The organism is Paenibacillus sp. FSL H8-0079 (assembly GCF_037991315.1).
Lineage (GTDB): Bacteria > Bacillota > Bacilli > Paenibacillales > Paenibacillaceae > Paenibacillus.
This window is the reverse complement of record NZ_CP150300.1, coordinates 1,692,808-1,716,821: the sequence shown is the minus strand read 5'-3', so window position 1 is coordinate 1,716,821 and position 24,014 is coordinate 1,692,808. Positions and strand designations below refer to the sequence as shown.

At 47.4% G+C, this 24,014-nt stretch carries 20 protein-coding genes and 1 pseudogene; 4 read left to right on the top strand and 17 right to left on the bottom strand.

Annotated elements, in window-relative coordinates:
* Nucleotides 1–320 precede the first annotated feature (320 nt).
* Both MHI06_RS07610 and MHI06_RS07605 read right to left on the bottom strand, forming a co-directional pair.
* Nucleotides 321–509 (bottom strand): annotated as a pseudogene (locus MHI06_RS07610) (IS5/IS1182 family transposase); the annotation flags it as partial.
* 73 nt (nucleotides 510–582) lie between these two features.
* Nucleotides 583–1,161, bottom strand: a complete 579-nt coding sequence (locus tag MHI06_RS07605) for a TetR/AcrR family transcriptional regulator (RefSeq protein ID WP_340401027.1) — start codon at nucleotides 1,159–1,161, stop codon at nucleotides 583–585.
* A gap of 206 nt (nucleotides 1,162–1,367) precedes the next feature.
* Here MHI06_RS07605 and MHI06_RS07600 point away from each other — a divergent pair, with 206 nt between their 5' ends.
* Nucleotides 1,368–2,054, top strand: coding sequence for an NAD(P)H-binding protein (locus tag MHI06_RS07600; protein ID WP_340401026.1), 687 nt, complete (start codon nucleotides 1,368–1,370; stop codon nucleotides 2,052–2,054).
* Here the strand turns inward: MHI06_RS07600 and MHI06_RS07595 are convergent.
* The 10 genes from MHI06_RS07595 to MHI06_RS07550 all read right to left on the bottom strand — a co-directional run bounded on the left by MHI06_RS07595 (nucleotide 2,038) and on the right by MHI06_RS07550 (nucleotide 15,262).
* Entirely contained in the window at nucleotides 2,038–2,445 is a 408-nt protein-coding gene (locus MHI06_RS07595) for a hypothetical protein (protein WP_340401025.1), read from the bottom strand. The genes MHI06_RS07600 and MHI06_RS07595 overlap by 17 nt on opposite strands.
* Nucleotides 2,446–2,850: 405 nt before the next feature.
* Nucleotides 2,851–3,264: a hypothetical protein gene (locus MHI06_RS07590; protein WP_340401024.1), complete on the bottom strand. Its 414-nt coding sequence runs from the start codon at nucleotides 3,262–3,264 to the stop codon at nucleotides 2,851–2,853.
* Between the two features lie 192 nt (nucleotides 3,265–3,456).
* Nucleotides 3,457–4,026 carry a hypothetical protein gene (locus tag MHI06_RS07585; RefSeq protein ID WP_340401023.1) on the bottom strand — a complete coding sequence of 190 codons (570 nt, stop codon included), beginning with the start codon at nucleotides 4,024–4,026 and terminating at the stop codon, nucleotides 3,457–3,459.
* Nucleotides 4,027–4,139: 113 nt separating this feature from the next.
* Nucleotides 4,140–4,775, bottom strand: a complete 636-nt coding sequence (locus tag MHI06_RS07580; RefSeq protein ID WP_340401022.1) for a hypothetical protein — start codon at nucleotides 4,773–4,775, stop codon at nucleotides 4,140–4,142.
* Nucleotides 4,776–4,897: 122 nt separating this feature from the next.
* Entirely contained in the window at nucleotides 4,898–6,013 is a 1,116-nt protein-coding gene (locus MHI06_RS07575) for a tyrosine-type recombinase/integrase (RefSeq protein ID WP_340401021.1), read from the bottom strand.
* A gap of 336 nt (nucleotides 6,014–6,349) precedes the next feature.
* Entirely contained in the window at nucleotides 6,350–8,392 is a 2,043-nt protein-coding gene (locus tag MHI06_RS07570; protein WP_340401020.1) for a B12-binding domain-containing radical SAM protein, read from the bottom strand.
* Nucleotides 8,393–9,028: 636 nt separating this feature from the next.
* Nucleotides 9,029–10,909: a DNA helicase RecQ gene (gene recQ, locus MHI06_RS07565; protein WP_340401019.1), complete on the bottom strand. Its 1,881-nt coding sequence runs from the start codon at nucleotides 10,907–10,909 to the stop codon at nucleotides 9,029–9,031.
* 313 nt (nucleotides 10,910–11,222) lie between these two features.
* On the bottom strand, nucleotides 11,223–11,504 hold the full coding sequence (locus MHI06_RS07560; protein ID WP_340401018.1) for an Rpn family recombination-promoting nuclease/putative transposase: 282 nt from the start codon (nucleotides 11,502–11,504) through the stop codon (nucleotides 11,223–11,225).
* Nucleotides 11,497–13,446 carry an ABC transporter ATP-binding protein gene (locus tag MHI06_RS07555; protein ID WP_340401017.1) on the bottom strand — a complete coding sequence of 650 codons (1,950 nt, stop codon included), beginning with the start codon at nucleotides 13,444–13,446 and terminating at the stop codon, nucleotides 11,497–11,499. The genes MHI06_RS07560 and MHI06_RS07555 overlap by 8 nt, the downstream gene beginning before the upstream one ends.
* The gene (locus tag MHI06_RS07550; protein ID WP_340401016.1) at nucleotides 13,439–15,262 is read right to left on the bottom strand and encodes an ABC transporter ATP-binding protein; all 1,824 of its coding nucleotides are present in this window, start codon (nucleotides 15,260–15,262) and stop codon (nucleotides 13,439–13,441) included. Before MHI06_RS07550 ends, MHI06_RS07555 begins: the two co-directional genes overlap by 8 nt.
* A 114-nt stretch (nucleotides 15,263–15,376) precedes the next feature.
* On the opposite strand from MHI06_RS07550, the gene MHI06_RS07545 reads away from it, so the two are divergent.
* Together MHI06_RS07545 and MHI06_RS07540 are read left to right on the top strand one after the other, a co-directional pair.
* A complete protein-coding gene (locus MHI06_RS07545) occupies nucleotides 15,377–16,270 on the top strand; it encodes a helix-turn-helix domain-containing protein (protein ID WP_340401015.1) in 894 nt (297 codons plus the stop codon).
* 23 nt (nucleotides 16,271–16,293) lie between these two features.
* Nucleotides 16,294–16,818: a DUF5412 family protein gene (locus MHI06_RS07540; RefSeq protein WP_340401014.1), complete on the top strand. Its 525-nt coding sequence runs from the start codon at nucleotides 16,294–16,296 to the stop codon at nucleotides 16,816–16,818.
* A gap of 613 nt (nucleotides 16,819–17,431) precedes the next feature.
* On the opposite strand, the gene MHI06_RS07535 is transcribed toward MHI06_RS07540, so the two are convergent.
* The 5 genes from MHI06_RS07535 to MHI06_RS07515 form a co-directional block, all read right to left on the bottom strand.
* Complete coding sequence (locus tag MHI06_RS07535; protein ID WP_340401013.1) at nucleotides 17,432–18,562, bottom strand: glycosyltransferase family 2 protein; 1,131 nt, start codon at nucleotides 18,560–18,562, stop codon at nucleotides 17,432–17,434.
* Between the two features lie 522 nt (nucleotides 18,563–19,084).
* Nucleotides 19,085–19,831, bottom strand: coding sequence for a methyltransferase domain-containing protein (locus MHI06_RS07530; RefSeq protein ID WP_340401012.1), 747 nt, complete (start codon nucleotides 19,829–19,831; stop codon nucleotides 19,085–19,087).
* Complete coding sequence (locus MHI06_RS07525; RefSeq protein ID WP_340402077.1) at nucleotides 19,818–21,230, bottom strand: nucleotide sugar dehydrogenase; 1,413 nt, start codon at nucleotides 21,228–21,230, stop codon at nucleotides 19,818–19,820. The genes MHI06_RS07530 and MHI06_RS07525 overlap by 14 nt, the downstream gene beginning before the upstream one ends.
* A gap of 25 nt (nucleotides 21,231–21,255) precedes the next feature.
* Entirely contained in the window at nucleotides 21,256–22,245 is a 990-nt protein-coding gene (locus MHI06_RS07520) for an SDR family NAD(P)-dependent oxidoreductase (protein ID WP_340401011.1), read from the bottom strand.
* 18 nt (nucleotides 22,246–22,263) lie between these two features.
* The gene (locus tag MHI06_RS07515; RefSeq protein ID WP_340401010.1) at nucleotides 22,264–22,953 is read right to left on the bottom strand and encodes a glycosyltransferase; all 690 of its coding nucleotides are present in this window, start codon (nucleotides 22,951–22,953) and stop codon (nucleotides 22,264–22,266) included.
* A 310-nt stretch (nucleotides 22,954–23,263) separates the two neighbouring features.
* Between MHI06_RS07515 and MHI06_RS07510 the strand changes: the two genes are divergently transcribed.
* Nucleotides 23,264–23,974: a GT-D fold domain-containing glycosyltransferase gene (locus MHI06_RS07510; protein WP_340401009.1), complete on the top strand. Its 711-nt coding sequence runs from the start codon at nucleotides 23,264–23,266 to the stop codon at nucleotides 23,972–23,974.
* Nucleotides 23,975–24,014 lie beyond the last annotated feature (40 nt).

The following is a 24,014-nucleotide window of genomic DNA, read 5'->3' as shown; positions in this document are numbered from 1 at the left end:
TCTAACGTTCCTGTATTCACGACCCAGCGCAGGCTGGGTATCCGGCGTATGCCGGACCCAGGGCGTATGCCCGCAGCGTGAATATATTGTTATGGGATGTTGACCTCTTCTTTGAATACGCTGAAGTAAATCCTCCCTTTGAGATAAAAATGAAAGGAAAATTACCCTATCAATTTAAAATGTCTCAAGAAAACAAAAATCCTGATAATGTTTTAATTTCAACTCATCTAAGGAAGCCATTGAGGCATTTCAAGAAAAAAAATTACTACAACGACAGAAACGCTAGATCGTGTCGACATTAGTTAGGTTAATACCTTGAGTCATAAGGAAATACAACGAATCTGAACGGCAGCAACAAAAAAAGCTGCATGCTTAGTATACCGCGTAGCAATTCCACGCCAGCGCTTCAAATGTGAAAACGCGTTCTCTATCAGGTGAAGGACACGGTACAGTTCCTTGTCATACTCACCCAGCTGCTTGCGGTTTTTCTTCGGCGGAATGACCAGTTTCACGGCGTGTATGCAGCCTGCGAGGCGGCACAAAACTTGAAATTTGTGCATGGACACCACGTAGAAGCTTGCTTCAGGCACGCGGAAAATCAGCTTCAAGATTCCGTTCAAGCAGCGTTCCCAACCGCTCAGCCATGAACAAAGGCGAGAGAGGCTTTTTATTCTTGAACCACCATTCCACTATCCCCACGATAGCTGATCCCAAAAATTGAATATCAACTATCTCCCCATCAGCCAATTCTTGATTGCTCTCTTCAGGCAAATTGTTCTCTTTCTTCCCTAACTCTTGGAGGAAAAACGCAAGAAATTGATTACGAAAAAATGGACTTCCTTTACTTGCCAGCATCGCGGAAAAGAATAAATAATGCCTCTCCAAATACTCGAACCATAACAACCCTACATCCATATACTCGGCGTCCTGGCCTGCCGTATCGCAGAGTTCCCGCAGCTCGTCAATATGTTCTTCGAGGAGCTTATCCAGAAGATCAAATTTGTCCATGTAGTGTAGGTAGATGGTCCTTCGGCTAACATCTGCCCTATCGGAAATATCTTGTAGCGTAATTTGATCAAAGTTTTTTTCAATCATCAGTTCAACAACAGCCTTTTTTATGGCTTCCTGTGATTTGCGTATCCTTCGATCTATCTTTAACACTGGAGAATCACCGACTTTCCTGAGAATAAATGCACAATGCTACAGGTTTTGTGTACTAATGCACGGAACCTGATTTTTTGCTAATTGCAGACTTTCTTTTCCTCTTTACAATTATACATATAAGTTCCTTAGCACTCTACTGTGCATTTATGTACGTGTAAGGGGATGAAAATAACTATAATCACTAATAAAGAGGAGACGTTTTAATGAAAATTGCGATTATTGGAGCAACAGGAGGAACTGGAAGAAAAGTGGTGGAACGGGCACTCGAGTTGGGACATGAGGTTATAGCCGTAGCCCGCCGGCCGGAAGTCATTCCCCCCGCAGAGCGGCTCATCATCCGGCAGGGGGATGTATTCGATGCGTCGAGTATGGCCGCAGTCATCGCTGGTACGGATGTGGTAATCAGCTGCATTGGTCCGGCCAGTAACTCCTCGCCGGGTACCGTCGTGTCAAAGGGAATCCTGAATATCCTTGCGGCAAACTTCTCACCGGGTACAGTCATGTCTGAGGGAATTCCGAATATTCTTAAGGCTTGTCAGCGTGCCGGCGTTAAGCGCCTGGTCATGCAGAGCGGCATTGGTTTGAGCGACGGCAAAGAGCTGTCCGCAGGCAATCGGTGGGCGATGGGTATTAATCGCCGTATCTTCTCAAAAGCGATCAAGGATAAGGCTGCGGCTGAGTATGCGGTGCAGCGGAGTGATCTGGATTGGGTTATTGTAAGACCGTCGGGGCTGAGTAATGCTGCTGCCACTCTGAGCTATACCGCAGGTCCGTCGGCACGCATTGCCCCGTTCCGGCCGCTGCCCTTCGCAGATTGTGCCGACTGCCTTGTACGCGCTGCGACGGATGAGCCGACATGGGTCAGAAAAATCGTTAATGTCGGAAGATAACCTGCAAGTGGGATGAAGGAGCTTGAAAAACCGATCCGATGCATTCTATCGACTCTTGCTCCTTATAAACAAAAAACCGCAACATATGGGCGGTCTCCAGTCGGTCTATTATGTCTGCGAAGATAATAATTTGCCTTGGACTGCTTAAGCCTGCTGAAGCTTGGCCAGACAGACGCACCGCCAAACGCTCCCAGGTTTCCGTAATGCCCTTCGGCATGCCTTCAGTAATATTGCCGTCCGCGTCGGAGAATACATCCATCATCACAATACGCGCCGGCGCTTCAATTTCCTTATACAGCGCTTTGCCCCAGGATTCCATGCCGTTGCCCTGATCCTTATAATCGCACAGTCTGTCAAACCGATCTTCCCATAATTCCCTGTACCCTTCCAACTATGTGTCCGGCTCCCGCAACGGCTCAGCCCACAGCCTGTAGTAGATAAATATAGAAATAAAAATATTGTAGTTATTCACTATGTTCGGCCTAGTAACATTGATAAGTTGGAAGCGAAAATTGAGAAAGCTATAAATATCGAAAAATGATATGAACTTTTACATTGGTATTAAATCTTGTTAGTGTCTTGGTCAATTTCCCATAACGTTTCTGTATCCACGACGTCTCACCGACTTAAGGCTGCGCCAGCAGCCGGCCGCGACGCGGTTAGTCGGTGCAGATGTGTCCGCCTGATTCCATTTCCTGCCAATCTCTCCGGGCGGACCGAGGAGCCGTCAGGCTCCGATGCGTGGATATAATGTTAGATGATGTCACCGACTTCTTTGAATTAACTTCAAATCCTATTATTCTCTTAATGGCCCTCCAAGGTATCCCGTTTTTCCATTCCAAAAATCAATTAAATTATTCCACCAAGTTCTTGATACTGGTCTTAAATAGACTTCAAAAACAATTAAATCAATGTTCTGCCGCAATAATATGTTCTGAAGATCTTCCAAAAATCCTACGGTAGCTAATTCTTTTACAAAATCGTCTCCATCAGTATGTAATCTTTCAATAAGTTCAAAGATTTTATCGAATTCATCCACTTCGCGCTTCAGATAATTATCAAATAGATGATGGATAAAATCACATACTTCTATATAAATCAATCTTTCTTCTCCCGGTTTATAATTTTCTTTAATGTATTTATCATATCTATTTTTATAAGATGGACTCGAAATTAATAGCATTTCCATAACTTGATCTTTTATAATCATCTTGTACGACAGCTTCCTTCTTGATAGTAATTTGAATTCATATTTCGGTAATTTCATCTAACGTTCCTGTATTCATGAAACCCCACAGGGTTGTCTGCTGAAATGCCTCCTCGAAATTCCTCTTGCAGACCAAGGCTCCACTTGGAGCCGTAGCATGAATATTATGTTATCAGAAGTTACTAACTTCTTTGATTAACTTTCAAATAATGGTTTTATTAAATCTTTATCTAGTTCTACAAGTCCAGCTATTTCATCTATTAAATACCCATGTTTTATAGCTTTTTTAATAATCTCTACTCTTGTAGTACCCTCATTAATAATCTTATCCATAAATCTATCAATATCAATTGAATCGTCAGCAACTTCACCATCAAGTGTAAAGACCATTCTATAGCTCCCTACATACTCTCCAATGTACATAATATTTAAATTACAATACACGAAGTCATTAGATTCATTAATGTATGTCAGTTGCAAAGAATAAAATTCTGAATTGATTAACTTTAAATTTGACTTGCCCTTAAAAGTGTCCCAGAAGTCACCTCTATTTTCTTTTTTCCAATTTTCCATATATGTTATAAAACCTTTTTTTGTCCGCTCTATAACCGCATACTTCTCTGACCATTCAATTAAGTTTTTGGAATTGATTTTACTATACCTCTTTTCAGTATTTTCTGATAACGTTTGTGCATTCCTGACGTTCAAGCAGCTTAAGGACCGTAGGTCCGGGTCGTCAGACTTAGCTGGTTGAATGTGTCGCATGAAATCACTACTTCGAAATCCCCCTTGGCGACCAAGGAGCGTCAGCGACGATGCAGGAATGTTATGTTAGGTGATGTTTCTGACTTCATTCATAAACATAACTGGTCTATATTTCAAATCTTATTTTGATAAATATGACCTAAAAAATCATTCTGAATCTGTCTCTGTAATTTTTCAGTTAGTTCAATTAAAGGTTCAGCTACCTCATTAGGTTTTATGATTTCTTCAAAAAGTTCTTGATCTGTTCTCCCTGGAATCCAAAAGTTCTTAAATTTCCAAATTTCTTGTGTAGATCTATCCCATTCCTTATACAGTTTTTCACAATCTCCCTTGTACTTTTTAAGAATTATTTCTCTCTTCAGAATGTACAGCCATAAATCCTCTATGCTCTTATCTTCAATAATCCCCCATAAATCTTCATTAAATTCTTCTTGCGACTTAGCTCCAAATATCATCCACCTTAATTGTCCCTCAAGACTTCGCGTCCTTTGCAGCAGTTGTTTAGCACTAAATATCTTTTCAATGAACTCATCACATGTTTTTAGATTTAATTCTCTTTTAAATTTTTCAGTGTCATTCTTTAGATTAGCAACTCGTTGTCTATTTACATTCCAAAAAGTAATTACTATAGCTAGTAATGAAAAAAATAACGCGAAAAGCGAAATTACTGATTTTAATGTTTCACCATCGAGCTGTATTAATTTATCCCACAAATTAGTTCCTCCATTTTCAGAAATTTCACCTAACATCTAATTTATGCACTTCGTAAATACCACGGATCTTGCCTGATATCCGAACTACGTCTATGATAACCGATGCTGTGGTATTTGCGAAGAAGAATTTGGTGAAAAAGGTAGATTTATAGGAGAACTCACTCTCCCAGATCCAAACGATCCAGCGGGCTCTGAATACGCTGGATATTTTTCATACTCACATGCGTATATCGCTGAGTTGTTCGTGCACTCGTATGACCAAGTAGCTCCTGAATGTAGCGCAAGTCTGTTCCGTTTTCCAGTAAATGCGTAGCGAAGGAGTGCCTTAAGGCATGAATACTAACCTTTTTTACAATACCTGCGCGTTGTCTAGCTTCTTCAAAAACCTTCTGTACGCTGCGTTCGGTAAGATGCCGATCCGAAGATTGTCCCGGAAATAACCAACGATTGGGTCTATACTCCGTAATGTATTCCTGCACAATTTCCCAAGCTAGGTTAGAGAGAAGAGTTCTCCGATCCTTCTGACCTTTTCCCTGCCGTACAATAAGTGTCTGACGCTCAATATCCAGATCGCTGCATTGAAGACGAACGACTTCGCCAACACGAAGACCAGAAGAATACGTAAGAAACAGAATCGTCTTATGCTTTAGATTGGTAACAGATTTGAGTAGTTGAGCAACTTCTTTTTCTGACATGACTTTAGGTAATTTTATCTGCTTTTTGGGACGAATATACTGGATTTCTGTAGGATGATGGAGTACATGTTTGCAATAGAAACGAATTGCGCTGATCGTCTGATTCACGCTTGAATGGGAGATCCCTTGCTCTAGCAAACCTAAACAATACGTCTGAACTTTGGAACTAGTCACATCGGTATCTTTAAGCGCAAGGCTACTCAGAAAACGTTCGACCTGATTACAATACGCTTTAATTCTTTTACGGCTGTATCCTCGTAATGTTAATTCCTTCTGAAGTGACTCTTTACTCCATACATTACTTCCCTTGCTAGTTTTCCAATGCTGTAAATCTTCGCTTTCCACCCACAACTCCGGGGCAATCTGGACATCAACTGGATCAAATTGATTCATGAACTCCTGTATAGCAGCTGTGGTGTAAGGGATGATCCACACTTTTGGTTTGGATTCCCACCTTCTGCCCTTAATCCGACGAATGCGCTCAATATATGCAGGGTTATACGGGATGTAGATGTGCAGTAATTCAGCGGAACCTTTTGTTATGGTAATCGTCTCTGTGGTAGTAGCATGTTCATTCATAGGAAACTCTTTCTGAAAAACAAAAAGGAAGGCCCTTCTTCATCCCCTAGGGAATCAGACGACCTTCCGATGCTTTCGGAACATATATATTTGGGTTAAAGTGAAGCGGAGCGCGACTTGTGCAATGACAAGCCGCGTAAGGATGAGGTGCTGCGCCCAATGGGCAGCACCTCATGGAGAAGCACCGCGGTCAATAGCGCGGTGCTCATCAAGTCGGGCATCCCCCGCACATAGCGGTGATGCCTGCCCCAAACGTGCCACGGACCGTAAAGCCGTGGCACATCTTCCTGCTGAATGATGCCAATAGGCCATGCAGCTCGTATCAGGCCGCTGCATCTATATTGCAGCGGCTTCTTCTCCCAGCGGCAGCGTGTAATACTGCGCCTGCTGCCCTTCATGCTGCTGGTATACAACGACCAGCAGCGTCTGGCCTTTCGCGGCAAGCGGGCTGGCGCCAGCTAGCACACGCTCAAGCCGGAACGGAAGCACATCCAATACGGTGTGCTTCTGCAATTCCTTTTCGCCGAGACCGAGGTCGGCGAAAGCACGGGCACCCATGACCGTCTGTGCGGTCATGGCCGAGGTCATCGGCAACGCACGCGAAGCGTTGCCGTCCTCCATGTCCGCCGCTCCATCGACGGCTGACCCAACTGCGTCGCCCGCAACGCGCGACGCTGTACCCCCGGCTTCACTGCCGATCACACCCGCCGCATCTGCGGCAGAGTCTTCTCCGGCAGCAGCCGAACTTGCCCCAGCGGCACTCGCACCCGTGCCGCTGCTTTCCAGCCATGCCGTGCCTGCGGCGCCGGCAACACGTGGCAGGCGAACGTCTTCCGGACGTTCAGCCAACGTTTTCATATAACCCGCCCACTGGTCTTTCTGAAGCGGATCTTCCCACCAGATTTTGCGTGGTTTGTATTTGTGACCGAGGAAATAGTCCAGCTTCATCAGGCCGAGCACGATATCCATATGCGGCGTATTCCGCGACTCCAGGAAGCTGTGCAAACGAGTAAACAGATCCTCCAGTTGGTGACCAATCTTCTGCCAACCCTGACCTTCCCAGTAATCCCCAAATGCCTGGAAGAAATCAAACGGCGAGTTGAACTCCTGCTCCATCAGATATTTCAGCGTATGGTCCATCCGATGTGCGTTCCAGTATTTCTCCAGTACATCTTCCAACCGCTTCAAGCGCACAATGTCGCTGAACGGCAGCACGTCACTGCCCAGAATCTCATACGGCGCGTGATCCATGTACGTATAGTTGTACTTCTCCGCATCCAGACGCAGACCTGTACCACGCAGCATTTTGAGGAATCCGAGCTGAAGCTCTTCCGGCCCCAGTGCAAACACATCATTAAACGTTTTGCGGAACGTATCGTAATTTTCCTCCGGCAGTCCGGCGATGAGATCCAGATGCTGGTCGATTTTGCCACTAGCTTTGACTTTATTGACGGTACGGCTCAGCTTGGTAAAATTCTGACGGCGTTTCACCAGTTCATTCGTCGGATCGTTCGTGGACTGTACCCCGATCTCGAACCGGAATGTGCCCGGCGGCGCATTCTCTGCCAGATAGTCCAGTACTTCGGGACGCATAATATCTGCCGTAATTTCAAACTGGAATACTGTCCCCTGATGATTCTCAATCAGGAATTTGAACATTTCGAGCGCATAATCCCGCTTGATGTTGAATGTCCGGTCCACAAACTTGATTAGCTTTGCACCCTTCTCGATCAGATACAGAATATCTGACTTCGTCCGCTCGATATCGTAATACCGCACGCCGACCTCAATACTGGACAGACAGAACTGACAACTGAACGGACAGCCCCGACTGGTCTCAAAATAAACAACCCGCTTCCCAAGCTCCGGGATATCCTCATCAAATCGATGCGGTGACGGCAGATCGTTCAGATCCGCTTTCGGGCGTCCTGGCATGAGAATGACCTCTTCCCCTTTGCGATACGCCAGTCCATAGACAAAGTGGAACTTCTTGCTTCCTTCCAGCTCCGTCAAGAGCTGATGCAACGTCTCTTCCCCTTCACCCATCACGATGAAATCGACATTTGGAATCCGGTTCATCCAATATTCCGTGTCGTAGGACACTTCCGGCCCGCCAAGCAGAATTTTCACGTTCGGCATAACCTTTTTCAGATTATCAATGACCTTGATCGTCTCTTCAATGTTCCAGATGTAACACGAGAAACCAATCACGTCCGCGCCGCGCTGATACAGATCAGACACAATATTCATCACCGGGTCCTTGATCGTATACTCCGCCAGGTCAATATCAAAATCCTTCTCACTGTACGCTTTCAGACACCGCAAGGCCAAAGAGGTATGGATGTACTTTGCATTTAATGTAGAAAGAATAACCTTCATGGTTCACAACCTTTGCCTGGACACCCAGACCACATATTTTTTATAAAAGGAAAGCATCGCAGCCATCCTGCCCCGGATGCTGTTCATCTAAACCCCTTTTGTACTAGCCATTCCATGTCTCATGGACATATTCAACTTTTGTCTTTCAAAGAGTGGACACTCTTTTCAAAAAGGCATATACACCCCACCAAACCCAGACCACAACATACAGCATAAAGTGTCTCCAACCAAACTACATGCTGTATAATCTACTATCGGCCAATGCGATCGGCAATGTCCACCCTTTAAAAGACAATTTACCTTCTTTTGTCCACAATGAGGAGACATCATAATTAACCTCAAACTCAACTTCAACCTGTAAAAGACCTCATTCGCATTCCATCCGCAATTCGATATCCACATTTTACTGCCTTTAGCCTCTAGGTTTTAGCCTCGAACCTCTGCCGAACGCTTCCCCCGTATCATGGACGAACCATCGACTTGCATGAAGCATATCTACCAACTTTTAGATCAATTAAGCTTTACGTGTCACGAACTTCAAAGACTTGAAAGGGCGAATGTAACAAAAATTCTCACTCCATCCCATCCAGCCAAACTCGCTCATAATTGATCATACTTACTTATACGTGCTCATACCTACTCATACTCGTAAAACGCATCGTCATCCGTATCCACTTCTTCGCCCGATTGCTTCTGGAAAAACTCCAGGAACGGCAGTCCGTACTTGCGGTACTTGACCTCACCGACCCCTTTGATATCCAGCATGTCACGTTCTGTCTGTGGACATACCACACTCATCTCGCGCAGAGTCGCATCATTGAAAATAATGTACGATGGCACATGCTCTTTGGCTGCCAGATCACGACGGATCAGACGCAGCTGTTCGAATACGGTCTCGTTGACCGCAGATGGCATCGCATCGCGACCACGACGTCCGCCGTAGTTCGTACCCGAAGCCGTTGCCGCTGTCTTGCGGACCACACGCTGCATCACTTCACGCTGGCCTTTGAGTACTTCGACCGCCAGTGGTTGCAGACGAACGACCGGATACTGTCCCTCGGACAGCATCAGATATCCTTCGGATACCATCACGTTGATGATCTCCGAAATTTCACGCTCCGTACGATTACCCATCACGCCATAGGTTGGCAGAGAGTTGAAGCCGTAATCGAGTACCTTTTTGGCACGAGAGCCTTTGAGCACCGAAGCTACCAATGATACACCATACCGTTCACGCATGCGGTGAATGCAGCTGAATATTTTCTGTGCATCAATCGTCATGTCTACCAACTCACGGTCGTCCGTACAGGAACTGCAAGTACCGCACGGTGTATCGTCATGCACCTCACCGAAATAATCCAGCTGCGCACTGCGCAGACAACGTGTCGTGTAACAGTAATCCACCATTTGCTGTAGCTTCCGGTAATCGTTCTGTTTCCGGTCGCCCTCCATCGGATTCTGCTCGATCAAGAATTTCTGGGTGATAATGTCCTGTGCCCCGAATAACAGAATACACTGGCTTGGCTCACCGTCCCGACCCGCACGTCCAGCTTCCTGCACATATGCTTCCATGTTCTTCGGCATGCTGTTATGAATAACGTAACGCACGTTCGATTTATCAATCCCCATCCCGAACGCATTGGTCGCCACCATCACCCGTATATCATCATACAAAAAAGCTTCCTGGCTCTGGGACCGTTCATCGTCCGTCATCCCGGCATGGTAGCGTCCTGCGGGCAATCCCGCCTGCAACAAACGCTGATGCAGATCGTCCACGTCCTTACGGGTCGCGGCGTATATAATCCCCGGCTCGCTGGCATGCTCGCGCGCATAATTCAGGACAAAGTCCTTCTTGCTCTCGCCGCGAAGCACGCTAAACGCCAGATTATCCCGCCCAAGTCCGGTCACATACGTCTGCGGGTCCTGCAAACGCAGCAAACGCAGAATATCGCCCATGACCTCGGGCGTCGCTGTAGCCGTAAAGGCCGCAACCACCGGCCGCTCCGGCAAACTGTCCACAAACGGCGCTACCGCCAGGTAGCTTGTCCGAAAATCATGCCCCCACTGCGATACACAGTGGGCCTCATCCACAGCAACGCAAGAGATCGGCAAATAGCCCATCTCCTCGCGGAACCAATCCAGCTCCAGTCGCTCAGGCGCGACATAGAGCAACTTCAGCTCACCGCGCTGCGCCGCGCGGATGCGATCATTCACTTCTTTGCCGCTAAGTGTACTATTAATATACGCGGCAGCAATTCCGGCGGTCGTCAACGCATCGACCTGGTCCTTCATCAATGAGATCAACGGGGAGACAACAAGTGTCAGACCCGAATATAACAGAGCGGGGATCTGATAACAGATCGACTTACCGCCCCCAGTTGGCATAATCCCCAACGTATCTTCACGTTCGAGTAGGCTGGCTACAATCTTTTTCTGTCCCTCACGGAAGTCGGGGTAGCCATAATATTTTTGCAGGAGACCCTGCGCTTCTTCTAATGTAGGTGTTTGCACACTCATGTAAAGACTCCTTACTTATCACCGGTGTTCTTCCACCAGCTTGGTCCGATCCGATTCTGACATCCGAAAGCGGCTCATATGCCGCATCCTTGACAACAAAATGGCGTTCTCATGACTTGTCCGTCAAGCAAACGCCGCTCCCTTTAGTTTAACGGCCCAGCCCCGAATGAGCAACCGCGTTTTACTGTAAAACGTTTGAAGCTTCTTCATTAAAATAAAAACAACCGTCCTGCCCTAGTTGGACAAAACGATTGCATTTAATTTTGACAAAACTATTAAGTCATACAATAACTGTTTCACACTGGTGGTATTTCTAATCTTTCAACGCCTCAACTTCAGACACAGTTAGACCACTTGTTTTGGCAATAACTGAAACTTCAATTCCAAATGAGAGCATGTTTTTTGCAATCTCAATCGCCTTTCTTTTTTCCCCTTCCACTAATCCCTTAGCTATGCCCTTTTCCGTAGCCCATTCAATCATGGAAGCTTCGTCATGCAAATACTTCTGCCGCTCTTCATACAAACGACGTGCTTCCCGATCCTGACTCAAGAAATCTAACGTATCCATCGCCTTCTTCAAAGTAGGTTCATTCATTTGCAGCAGCGCCTCTAACATTCATGCGATAATACAATCCTTTCCTCTGCATCAGTTGTTCATGCGTTCCATCCTCGGCAATTCGGCCATGCTCCATCACAAGGATACGAGAGCACTGACGAGCGACCTCCATCCGATGTGTGACAAGTAATCCTATTCTGCCTTTCATAAAGTTCAGCAAGTGATTCATTACGTTCTGTTCTGTCTGAATATCCAATGATGACGTTGGTTCGTCCAGAATATACAGATCGGATGATCTCATAAAGAGTCTGGCAAGCGATAGTCGCTGTTGCTGGCCTCCGGATAGATTGGCCCCTTTCTCTTGCAACATCGCAGCGTATTGCTCTTCATTGGCCTCAATGAATTCATGCAAACCTGCCTGCTCTGCCGCAAGCTTTACCTTGTCCAACGTAGCGTCTATATTGAGACGGATATTGTCCTCGATCGTTCCTGTAAAAAAAGTTGGTGTCTGCGGCATATACGTCAGTCTAGATTTATTATCCATCTCTATATACTCTGCAACATGTTTATCACCCAGCAATACGTTTCCGTTTGTTGGCTCGATCAGCCCTGCGCACACTTGGCATAGTGTAGATTTGCCTGCACCACTGGCACCAACTACCGCAACCAATTCACCTGGAACCAGATTTAGCGTAATCTGATCCAGAATCCTCCGACCACTGTCATCATCTATTACTGTAACCTGTTGAAGACGTAGCATAGCAATTTCTTTCTCTTGATATGCTGTTTGTTGTGTGTACCCTTGATCTTGGTCAAAACTTCCCTGTGCACGCGTCTCCTGCTTAGTACTGGTTGCGTCTGTCTTCTTGTTCTCCGCCAATTTCAACCATGCAGAGATACGTCCAAATGCGCCCACGCTGGCTTGCATCTGACTCCACTGGCTGGACAAGCCGAGCACGGGCCACACCACCAATTCGAACAGCAGACTACTTGCAACAACCATACCCGGAGACAAGGTTCCTCTAGCTGCTGACAAACCAATTAGAAACAACGCTGCCAACTGAGCCAAACCAAATACCGCCATCGCCACGTTATCCGACATGCTCAAAGTCATCTGCAACTTGGCCTGAACACGATTCAGTGATTGCTGTTGTGTTCGAAATCGAGCGAGAAACCAAGGTGAAGCATCATACATCTGAATCACTGGGATTCCTTCAACGTACTGTTGGATCTGCTGTTGTGACTCGCCTTCTCTGGATTCGACCTCATCGGACAGATGTACAATTCGCTGATCATACAACCTCGCCGTGAACCAAATTATCCCTGCACTCACTAAGGCGATAACTGCAACCCATGCATCGGCTTTATACAAGTATCCCAGTGATAATATAATAATGAATACAACCGTAACACCCTCTGCAATGGCCTCGACCACTTCTGCACCATGCTTGGTGTCTTCTTTGATGCGAAGCATTACATCTCCGGACTTCTGTCTGCGAACCCACGCATAAGGCATCCTGTTTAATAACTTCAGCAAGTCCATAGACATGTCTCTGTACAGGGACTCCTTGAGCCATACCAGTACATAACGATGCATCGCGAGCAATACAATAAATCCTGCCAAAATGGCGATGAAAATTATTGCGGTGGCATTAAGCTGTTCCTGTCCCCCATCATGAATAGCATCCACGAAGAATCCCTGTACAAAGGCAAGTCCCCAATCAAAGACCGCATCTGCTGAGATAAAAATGAGCAAGATCGCTACAGCTAATCCATAAGGCTTCATCCAACGGAAAATAACAGGCCACACTGTTCTCAGTGATACAACTTGCTTTGGATCATCTGGAACATGATTTTCATCCGTTTTATGTCCAGTATCTATTTCATTATCTTCTTTCATTTCGTTTGCTCCACGCTTCTCATGGCTGCTCTTCATTTCAACCTTATCGGCATACGCTACGGTTTCACTCTTGTTACTCATGCTGTCCCTCCACTTCCGTATCCTGCTCCGTAATATAGCTTCGATATCCGTTTGCACGATCCAGCAATTCACGATGAGTCCCCGTATCTTCGACGCGTCCCTTCTGAATATAGATGACCTGATCTGCCCGTTCGATCAGCGATAATCGATGAGTAACTGCAATAACCGTTGTGCCTTTGTCAGCAGTGATTCGGGCAAAGAGATCATTCAATCGTTGCTCATGCCACGGGTCTTGAGATGACGTCGGTTCATCCAACAATAGAATATCCGGGTTCCTCAGCATCGCTCTGGCTAAACTAATACGCTGAAGCTCACCACCCGACATCGTCCCGCCTTGCGGCTGAAGCTCTGTCCCATAGCCGAGCGATTGACGCATAATCGCGTCATGTGCATGCGTCATATGGGCCGCAACCTTTACTTGATCGGCAGATATCCCCTCTTGTCCAAAAACAATATTTTCTTCCACTGTACCTGTGAAAATAAAGGATTGTTGCGGAACATATACCTGATTGAGATGCTCTGCTTTAACTTCTTGCGTATCATTTGATGAATTCTTCTGATTCATTACCTGGATCGAACCAATGACAGGTGTATCTAATCCCGCTATTAATTCCAATAACGTGGTCTTTCCACATCCACTTGGCCCAGTGATTACAGTGAGCTTTCCTTTCGTGGCTACAAAAGAAATATCCGTTAGCACTTCTTCTTGCTCTGCATACCTGTAAGACACGTGCTGTACCTTAATGCCATTCGGTTTAGATTGCTTCACAAGTTCACCTGAACCCGGTTCGGATCGTTGTACATATGCATTGGTACTAGTATTAGCATCCGTGTTCTTTTTCTCCAGATCCAGAACTTCAAAGACCCTGGACGCATGAGAAGCTGAACCGATAAAATCATTCCACAAACCGGACAGAGACTCAATCGGACGAGTTAACTGACTGCTTGCCACCAAAAAAGCCGCCAAACCTCCCACATCCATATGTCCATTCAACACCTGCATGCCGCCTAGATAGAGAATCAGAATCATGCCACCATACGTCGAGACCCGTCCGGCTGCCTCCGAAAGACGTTGTAACACAGATACGGACATCGTATGTCTGAACACTCGATCCATTCGATCTTTAAAATGTTGGTGCACAGAACCCCCGAGTCCATAGCTCCGGATCTCCACAGGGGCTTGAATGATTTCAGTCAGCATCTCATCTCTTGACGCCGCACTGACATTCAACTGATCATGTTGTCGTTGCAGACGTCTACCCAGTCCTACCGTTACAAGAGGATAGATCAATGTGAATGCAATAATAGCCAATGACAATGGCAGGCTCACCCAGCTGAAATAAGCAAAAGCAAGAATAAGTTGTATCACATTTTTTGCAAGTTCAATGCCGTGTTGATTTATCCCTTTTTGTGCTTCCTTGGCAGAAGTCCAAACCCTGGAAGATAGATCCCCCGTATGATAGTTTGCCAGATCACGCGTCTCTGTGATGCCAAGGGACTTGAGCAATAGAGACTGCATAGACAATAGTGTCTTTTGCTGAAATAACGTCTCGACCCACGTCATGAATACGGTTACAATCAATCGTAATACGACAATGGATACGCCTATGATCAAACCTGAGTAGAGTAACGGAAACTTCGATTCTGTAGCGCCTTTGACCAATCTTCGGATCGATTCCAGATATCCGACCTCAATCAGGGAAACCATAAATGCGGCAAAAAGCAACAGGATGATGAACATTCGGTACTTGCCTGTTAATGTCCATAATCGAGTTAGCATGCCTAACGTCGTATAAGTTCTTTTGTCAGCAAACATGGATGGTTTCTCCAATCTTGTAATTAAATTATGTACTTGGTTATGATATCATCGGTGATAAGGAAAAAATGAACATTTCTTGCTGTAAGTACTATCAGAAGTAAGGAGATCGCTATGCAACATGATTTGCTGAATACATTGGATAAGCTATTCGACTACATAGAAGATCATATTCAAGACAAATTAACGCTGGATCATCTGGCATCCGTGACTCATATATCCAAGTTCCACCTGCATCGCATGTTCAAACATGTGAGCGGACAACTGCCTGGAGAATACATTCGCTCACGCAAATTGGCACGCAGCCTGGAGCAATTGGTGAATCTGAACTGGAAGATTATCGATATCAGTGGACATTATGCTTTTGAACATGAACAATCCTACATACGTGCTTTCAAACAAGCCTTCGGCATCACACCTTTGCAATATCGCAAACAGGGAGCTGGAGATCTTGAATTCACAGCCCGCATGACTTCATCCATGATCACAATGCTTCCATATGGATATATTTTCAAACCAACATATGTACGAAAACCGGCCATGAAACTCATTGGGCAACGATCCCACATTCGGTATGCAGACAATGAAGAGCACTATGAAGCTAATTCAGCAGGCAACGACTTTTTTGAAAAACACTTTCATTCGATTCCTAACGTGTTGCAACCCAACGTATATATTGGATTTACCAATGAGATTAATGAGGATTACAGTACATACCAGCCGTCTGTAGAAGTAACTAGTCTAGATCATGTCCCTGAAGAGCTGGACGGAATTGAGGTCCCGGCCAACCAGTATGCCGTATTCAAATTCGTCTGTGATTTCCATCCAAGTCTCATCAATATTGATCACTTGGACAGTGTCTGGACATTTATTGATGAATATTGGCAGGGCCATTCGGGGTATGAGAAGAGTGATCCATACTATTTTGAAAGAATTGATGGCAGTCTGGCTCAGGACCACTACGGAGAAATGGACATTTATATTCCTGCAAAGCAAATTTCACTGTAAGCTACAATTGGAGGTTCAACCTTATGGATTCAAAGACTCAAGCTAATTCAAGTTCATCCCATACAAATTCTCGCAAACCTTGGATACGTAGACACCCAATTCTCATTACATTTACATTGTTGATTCTTGTACTGTTTGCCGCCGTATTCCTGTATTTCTGGCTCCGTCCTTACTTCTCCACGTTTGACCGTTCTGAGAAAGGAGAATTGAGCTATTCCATGCCTTCGCGGAACGGTGAATATACCGCCGAGATTTATGGTGTGCCCTATGGTGGTGCGGCAGGCGGGGTTACGATGTGGGTCGATGTGAAGAAGACGAATGCCCCTGAGGACTCCACAGTAAAAACGATCTATCGTGCCGAGCCCCACGGAAATAATCATCTTGAATGGGAAAGTGAAAACACACTCCGGATTGAAAACTGGAATGAATATACGGATGAGACCATCACCCTCAACATCGATGACGAAATATATGATGGATGGGGCTGGGCGTGCAAGAGCTTACGGATGAAAGATCAGTCTGTGCGATGCCTGGCACCCGAAAAATAAAACAACTTAGCCGCTAATATGACGGCTCTGAACACTCGAGGTCTCATCTTGATGAGTAATCCTCACTGCACCGCATGTCAGAAGTTCCAACGCTCTGTATGCCTTGTGAAAATTTCACCAAATGCTACTTTCATTACACCATGGCAGGAGATACACGCGGCACGTGAAGCATTAAAAGCCCCACTCACCGACTCTTTCGGTTAAGCGGGGCTACGCTTGTTCTACATGTTATCGTATAATTACTTATACTTCATTGGTGGTTTGATATGCTTTTTCACTAACAACTTCGTACTATAGAACTTTAAACATAAGGCAGCACATAACTTATCTATCACATCTATTCTACCGCTTAATCATAAGCACCTTCTGCTTCTGCTTCTGCTTCTGCTTCTGCTTCTGCTTCTGCTTCTGCTTCTGCTTCTGCTTCTGCTTCTGCTCGCAATTGTGCCTTACACTCTATTTCCACTCAACGCTTATTTTCACTGATCCGCCCTATCGCATCTACCAGCAACGAATTAGTTTTTGTTGTTATTTCACTTCTACTTCAATCTATTCCCCCTATTTCCTAATCCGCTTCAAACCCTTCTGTACTCATCTGTCCCAGTTCGTCTCCCTACTTGCGAGGTGACACTTCACCACGATCTTCCCGCTCCTTTATCTCCTTGCGCACCACCACTTCGAGCTTCTGCCGATTGGCAAGCAATCCGGGATCGTTCGGCAGATACTCACGGGCTTTGGTGTTATGCATCAGTGCCTGTTCCCAGTTGCCCAGATGGGCATAGCATAGGGAAAGACGGGCATGTGGTAGCCAGGTGCGGCAAGCCACGGGCACCGGGCGCAGACCGGGATCGCGGCTGCTCACGTCTACGGCTTGCATATACCAATAGATCGCCGAGACGGGTTCTTGCCGTTCATGGAAGCAAGCCGCAATGGCGCAGCAAAAATCGGCATGGGGCAGGTCATATTGGAACGACTGCAGCAATGCGCCAAGCTTACGGCCCGGCTCGCCAAGCCGCTCATGACATTCCGCCAGCCGCGCGCAGGCAATGAGACGATCTTCGCGGTAACCGCTCGGCTGCTCCAGCAGCTTCGCGTACCCGCGTGCCGCCGCCGCATAACGCTGGCGGTCATAACATTCGCCTGCATAATAGAACAGCAGGCGACCTTGGGCTACGCCCTCTTCGGCGATCCATTTGCGCAGAATGCGCACGTTTCGCGCCGAATGATGTCCCGCTTCGCGGCGGTGCGTGACGGCAATATCTGCCGTAATGACCCCGCTCGGCGGGAAGCTGAGCTGCTCGTGCAGCCGGCCATGCCAGCGGCACCCGGCATCCCGCTTGACCAGGCGAAGGCGTCGGTCCGTCACGAGCGGACTTCCCTCCGGCCCCTCGGCCAGCGTGTAGTTCAAGATCACAGCCGCCGTCTCCCCCTCAGACGGCAACTGCTGCTTTAACACCGCAAGCTTCGCCCGTTCCGCGGGCAGCAGCACATCATCCGCATCCAGCCACAGAATATACTCCTGCGTGGCCTTGGCGAATGACTCATTCCGCGCTGCGGCAAAGTCTTCTTTCCATTCATACGTGTAGACCTGGTCGGTATACTGCGCAGCGATGTCCATCGTACGATCTGATGAACCGGTATCCACGATGACGATCTCGTCCGCGATGCCAGCAACCGAATCGAGACAGCGTGCCAGCGTGCGTTCCTCGTTCTTCACAATCATGCACAGACTGATGGTGATCACGTTTTGAGCCCCTTCCTGTCGTACGCGTATTGCGAAATTTCATAACGGGTTTGTTCTTTCATTGACTAGATACTTCGAACAAAGTACTAGCATTGGTATTTAGAAGTTAGTATTGGTACAAGTACCACAATTCTCAAAGTTCAATAAAAAACACATATCATTTTCACCGTGGCTAACGAACTGAGGTGAAGCTATTTTGTGCATTTCAGCCAATTGGAAAATCTAACGAATCTGAGGCGCGCTATTCTCGCATTTTAGGGCAACCATTGGTCGTTTATAGCAGCTACCGGATGAAATAGCGCCGCCTAGATTCGTTACATTCTTCCCCTCTCCAAAATCACCAACATAAGACGTGTGAGATTCGTTAGAACATAGAGTAGCTCTGTCTTCACACTTATCAGCAGTTTGGAATAGAAATGCTCCATTTACTTGCAACACAGTTAAAGTATCCTTGGCTTTGGCTCTAACCTCCCCCTTACCGCTGTATCTGTCCTGTTCCCCGCCCTGTCCATACCTTCACCACTACACTTCCCCACTCCCCTGACGGCGAAGACGTTTCACCTGCTCCACCGCACTGTCCAGTACCTTCTTGCGCTGCTTCATTACGCGAAGATGCTGTTGTTCCACCTCAGCAAAATGGATATGATCCAGCTCCATCCACTCCAACAATTGATCCATTTCTGGCGACATATGCAGCTGTGTATTCTGCCGTCTGCGGGCCACGCAACATAGATATTTATGATGAACTTCCAGTTTCAAGACTTCAAAATACGGCATTAGACACATCGCCAGGCTTCCTGCATAGAAGGTCTGCTTGTGGTCATAGAACGGGTGATATCCATACGGCACAGTCACAACCAGCGTCCCATCCTCTTGCAACAGCCGATGAATCTGCACCAATAGCGTCTCCGGATGAGCAAAATGCTCCAGCACTTCTCCAAGCAGCACCGTGTCAAAGGTAGTCCTTACTTTCCATTGCGTAATGTCCAGCATTCGAAAATCCACATTGTTCCTAACTGGCTTGGACTCTTTAGCAAGCTCGGCTTGCGCGTATCGGATACTTTCTTCTTCCAAATCGACCCCTGTTACACGAAATCCTTCACGCGCCAGCAAAATGGACGTAATGCCCTGACTGCAACCAACATCCAGGATGCGTTTACCTGTGGTCTCGCGGCACATCCAGTGGACGCGTGTCCGGGTTGCTTCATGAGAATCTTCCGAATTGATTTCGCCGTAATAGCGTTCACTCACCCGGTCATAATTTGCCATAGACTTCTCCCGTTTTTCCTTGCCGAACAGGTTGGCCCAGCACCACAATATTTCCCCCGTGGCATCCGGCCGTTGCATTGCGTGTATCAAAAATCAGCTTCGCATGATCCGCCATCTCCTGATAATTGAATCCCGAATGATCCGTGGTGATAATCACCAGATCAGCCCCTGTCCACAATTCTGGCGCAGCAGGCCGAGACTGGAGCATCGTACCGTCATCCTTACGGAAGACAGGCACCATTGGATCGGTGAAAATCACCTCTGCACCCGCTGCGCTCAGTAGCCGGAAGACGTCCAGCGCTGGCGATTCGCGCAAGTCGTCGATGTCTTTTTTATAAGCCATACCCGCCAGAACAACATGCGCTGCCTGAACAGATACACCATTCTGCTCCAGCAGCTCCGTTGCACGCTTCACCACTCTCTCTGGCATTTGCCGATTGGTTGCATCTGCCAGCTGGATGAATTGCAGCTCCGACCCCTGCCGGTTTGCAGCCCAGGACAGATAGATCGGATCGATTGGAATACAATGTCCGCCTATGCCGGGACCTGGATAGAATGGCATGTAACCAAATGGCTTGGTTGCCGCCGCACCCAGCACCTCCCAGATGTTTACACCCATCTGTTCACAGGCCGGAGTCAGCTCATTCACGAGTGCAATGTTGACACTGCGAAACGTATTTTCGAACAGCTTCGCCGTCTCCGCTACCGTCGTTGAACTGACCGGCACAACTTCATTGAGGAACGAGCCGTAGAACTGTTTACCATAATCCAGACAGGCAGGTGTAGAGCCGCCAATGATCTTCGGGGTATTTTTCACACCATAATTCACACTGCCCGGATCTACCCGCTCTGGAGAATAACAGACGTAGAACTGTTCTCCAGCTCGCCAGCCGTTCGCCGCTTCAATCGGTTGTTTCACGCGTTCCTCCGTCGTGCCCGGATAGGTCGTGCTTTCCAAAATAACCAGGCTACCCTCCTGCAGATAAGGAGTCATGCCATCCACCGCTGCCGAAATATACGAGATATCCGGTTGATGCTCGGCGGTCAGCGGAGTCGGCACACAGATGACAATGATATTGACTTGCTCCACTGCTGCATAATCAGTGCTTGCCGCGAATAAGCCTGCCTGCATCAGAGACTGCAGGACATCATCTTCTATACCGATGACATACGAATGCCCGGCGGTCAGCTTCGCTATCTTGGAGGTATCGATGTCAATCCCATGAACCTGATAACCTGCTTGTGCCATCTCCACGGCCATAGGTAAACCTACATAACCGAGACCAATGACGACAGCCTTCAGGGAGCGGTCATTAATATGTTGTATTAGTTTGCGTTGCTGTAACTCTTCTTTTCCTTCGTGCTGCTTGTGCTGATGATTCTCTTCCATTCCTTCCACCTCCAAACGCTCCACCTCCCTTCCATTAGTCGATATATCCGCCTGCACGCAAAAACCGGGCGATCGCTGGCTTGTTCATCATGGCACTGTCCGAACGATACTCGGAGAAGTTCACACGAGACAGGCTACTGTACTGATCGGTCAGTCCCTTGTCCTGATGCTCAGGCAGGATGACATAATACTGCGCATCGTATTGGTACGTGCGCGGTGCTTCATAGGGCGAAATGAGCACTTCATGCAATTTCTCGCCTGGACGTATGCCTGTCACCTTATAATCGAAGGATGGACGACCTGCCTGTTCCAACATGACGGAGGCCAGTTCCGTCATCTTGCAAGCTTTCATTTTCATCACAAACGTCTCCCCGCCCACCGCCGCCTCAGCCGCCTTAAGCAGTAGATGTATGGCTTCGGTACGCGTTAGGAAAAAGCGGGTCATGCCTTTGTCCGTAATGGTCGGGCTCTTGCCTTCATCGATCTGACGATGGAACAAAGGCACGACACTGCCGCTGGTTCCAAGCACATTGCCCCCGCGGATGCAGACAAACCGAGTGCCTTCACTCAGCCAGTTGGCGCGAATCATCATTTTTTCACCCAAGGCCTTTGTCATGCCATATACGTTAATCGGATCTACCGCCTTATCGGTGGACACATCAATGACTTTGGGAACCTGCATGCGGATCGCAGCCCGAATAATGTTCTGCGTCCCGATCACATTGGTCTTGAACGCTTCATCTGGCTGGTCCTCGCAGACTGGAACATGCTTCAACGCAGCTAGATGGAAGAGCACATCTACGCCTTTGCACGCATCTTCCACTGCCCGATAATCCCGGATGTCCCCAATGACGAATCGCAGACGCGGGTCATGGTTGAACTCACGCTGCATCGCAATCTGGGCGTATTCATTACGTGACAGAAGACGAATCTCAGCCGGGTCCTGCTCCAGCAGCACCTCGGTCAGCTTTTGACCCCAGGAGCCTGTTCCTCCGGTGATCAGAATCGTTTGTCCTTGAATCATGGATGAATCCCTCCCAGCTCAGATCATGAATTCGCGTAATACCTGTGCCATCTCATCCCGGCTTAACCGGTCATTGGGCGGTACCCTTTTGACTGAAGTATTATTGGAATGCACGATGTTGACATAATTGCGCGGAGCAAGCAGCTCGTGAAGCAGTTCGATGACATTGCCATGTGTACCCCTGCCCGGAAGCTTCACCCGGTACCCCGCTGCATATTCGGTCGTTTGGTACAAGTAGACATAGAATTGCGGAGAACGGTGAAATGCCGGGGCCATCTCATTATTCACGCTATCCCACAGATAACCATTCTGATTAATTAGGGCCATCGTCTGCGGTTGTGGCTGAATATCGTAGAGCTGTTGAACAAAAGTCTTATGGTACAGATCATCCGAATCCAGACGGGCAATATAGAGTTGCTCCGCACCTTCGGCAAATGCCAGAATGGCACGCACACTCTCGATATTGGTTCCAAAACGAATATTGGAAGGAAGCGGCTCCTGACTTGCCAGAATTTCCTGCATCAAGTCCCCCGATTCCTTGGACAGCTTCACCACCGTTAGGAAATCCTGATTCGTCTGTGCCTTCAGGCAATGCAATGTGAACGTGCGGAAGATGCTCATCCGACGCTCCAGCCATTCCCGCGTCAATCGCTGCGGGTCCATCCCGTAATTGTTGAAGTTAATCTCAATCACAACTTTCCTGGACATAACATTCCTCCTCATGAACGCTGCAAATTCCGTTTACCGGATACAGACCTTTTTCAATGTGATGATACCGTCTTCTACGAAAACCTCTTCTACCTGACTGATTGCTTACGAGAAACATCCCGCTCACCAACCCAGCACTCTATAACATATGAATCGCTGATAGAAGCGGTAACGACAGATGTACTACCTTTCAATGAAATAGATTGATATACACTTGAAGATGGTGCCCTGCGGGTCGAACGTACATATCGTTACTGTAGCCGCAACATAGAATAGAGCAGTTCAATTTTCAAAGGGGGCAACCACTGGAATGAATTCGATCTATCTTGAAATGGAAGGTGTGCTTGATCAGCTTGAAGCGGCGCTTCTTGAACAGCGTCCTCTTTCTCTGGTGCGAGTTGGCGATGGCGAGAATATCGTCATGTCTCAAGAAACCGTATGGCCCACAGAACAGGTTCTTCAGGAGCGTTGGGCCATTAAGGCCAATCTAGGACAAAAAGGACTGAGCCTTCCCAACCCGCAGCTACGGGATGAGGTCGCGGCTTCCTTGCAACGGGCCGATATCGTCGGCATTCTTCCCCGCGGTGATAGCACCATTAACGCTCCGGATTATCTCAAAAGACCCCTGACCGATATGGTGTTTGCACATTTTGGCATCTCTCCTCCACTGACTTGTCATGCCTGTGTCAATCGGGAGCTGGTGCAGAACCCGCGTTTCTGGCAGATGCTTGCAGGCAAGCGAGTGCTTCTCGTTACCCGTGAGGTTGAGGCACTGCGTGCCACGCTTGAACGTGAGCCGTATCATCTGAACATTGTGACTGCACTGCCCTTCGACAGCTATGATCAGAAGGAGGATACGCTTGAGTGGATTCAGGCAAATCAAGATACCTTTGATGTTGCTCTCTTCTCCTGTGGTGTTAACGCCGTTATTCTTGCTGAGCGAACAGCTGCACTCGCAGGCAAAGTTGCCATCGACTTTGGCAAAGCCAACAACATCATTCTCAAGGGTCGCGCCAACTGATCCACACGGACACCTCCTTCAGATGAGCGAGCTACATTGA

Bases quoted from the DNA above. Each gene is read 5' to 3' on its own strand.
- MHI06_RS07600 (WP_340401026.1), top strand. From the start codon at position 1,368: ATGAAAATTGCGATTATTGGAGCAACAGGAGGAACTGGAAGAAAAGTG.
- MHI06_RS07590 (WP_340401024.1), bottom strand. From the start codon at position 3,264: ATGATTATAAAAGATCAAGTTATGGAAATGCTATTAATTTCGAGTCCA.
- MHI06_RS07585 (WP_340401023.1), bottom strand. From the start codon at position 4,026: ATGCGACACATTCAACCAGCTAAGTCTGACGACCCGGACCTACGGTCC.
- MHI06_RS07580 (WP_340401022.1), bottom strand. From the start codon at position 4,775: ATGTTAGGTGAAATTTCTGAAAATGGAGGAACTAATTTGTGGGATAAA.
- MHI06_RS07575 (WP_340401021.1), bottom strand. From the start codon at position 6,013: ATGAATGAACATGCTACTACCACAGAGACGATTACCATAACAAAAGGT.
- MHI06_RS07570 (WP_340401020.1), bottom strand. From the start codon at position 8,392: ATGAAGGTTATTCTTTCTACATTAAATGCAAAGTACATCCATACCTCT.
- recQ (WP_340401019.1), bottom strand. From the start codon at position 10,909: ATGAGTGTGCAAACACCTACATTAGAAGAAGCGCAGGGTCTCCTGCAA.
- MHI06_RS07560 (WP_340401018.1), bottom strand. From the start codon at position 11,504: ATGAATGAACCTACTTTGAAGAAGGCGATGGATACGTTAGATTTCTTG.
- MHI06_RS07555 (WP_340401017.1), bottom strand. From the start codon at position 13,446: ATGAGTAACAAGAGTGAAACCGTAGCGTATGCCGATAAGGTTGAAATG.
- MHI06_RS07550 (WP_340401016.1), bottom strand. From the start codon at position 15,262: ATGTTTGCTGACAAAAGAACTTATACGACGTTAGGCATGCTAACTCGA.
- MHI06_RS07545 (WP_340401015.1), top strand. From the start codon at position 15,377: ATGCAACATGATTTGCTGAATACATTGGATAAGCTATTCGACTACATA.
- MHI06_RS07540 (WP_340401014.1), top strand. From the start codon at position 16,294: ATGGATTCAAAGACTCAAGCTAATTCAAGTTCATCCCATACAAATTCT.
- MHI06_RS07530 (WP_340401012.1), bottom strand. From the start codon at position 19,831: ATGGCAAATTATGACCGGGTGAGTGAACGCTATTACGGCGAAATCAAT.
- MHI06_RS07520 (WP_340401011.1), bottom strand. From the start codon at position 22,245: ATGATTCAAGGACAAACGATTCTGATCACCGGAGGAACAGGCTCCTGG.
- MHI06_RS07515 (WP_340401010.1), bottom strand. From the start codon at position 22,953: ATGTCCAGGAAAGTTGTGATTGAGATTAACTTCAACAATTACGGGATG.
- MHI06_RS07510 (WP_340401009.1), top strand. From the start codon at position 23,264: ATGAATTCGATCTATCTTGAAATGGAAGGTGTGCTTGATCAGCTTGAA.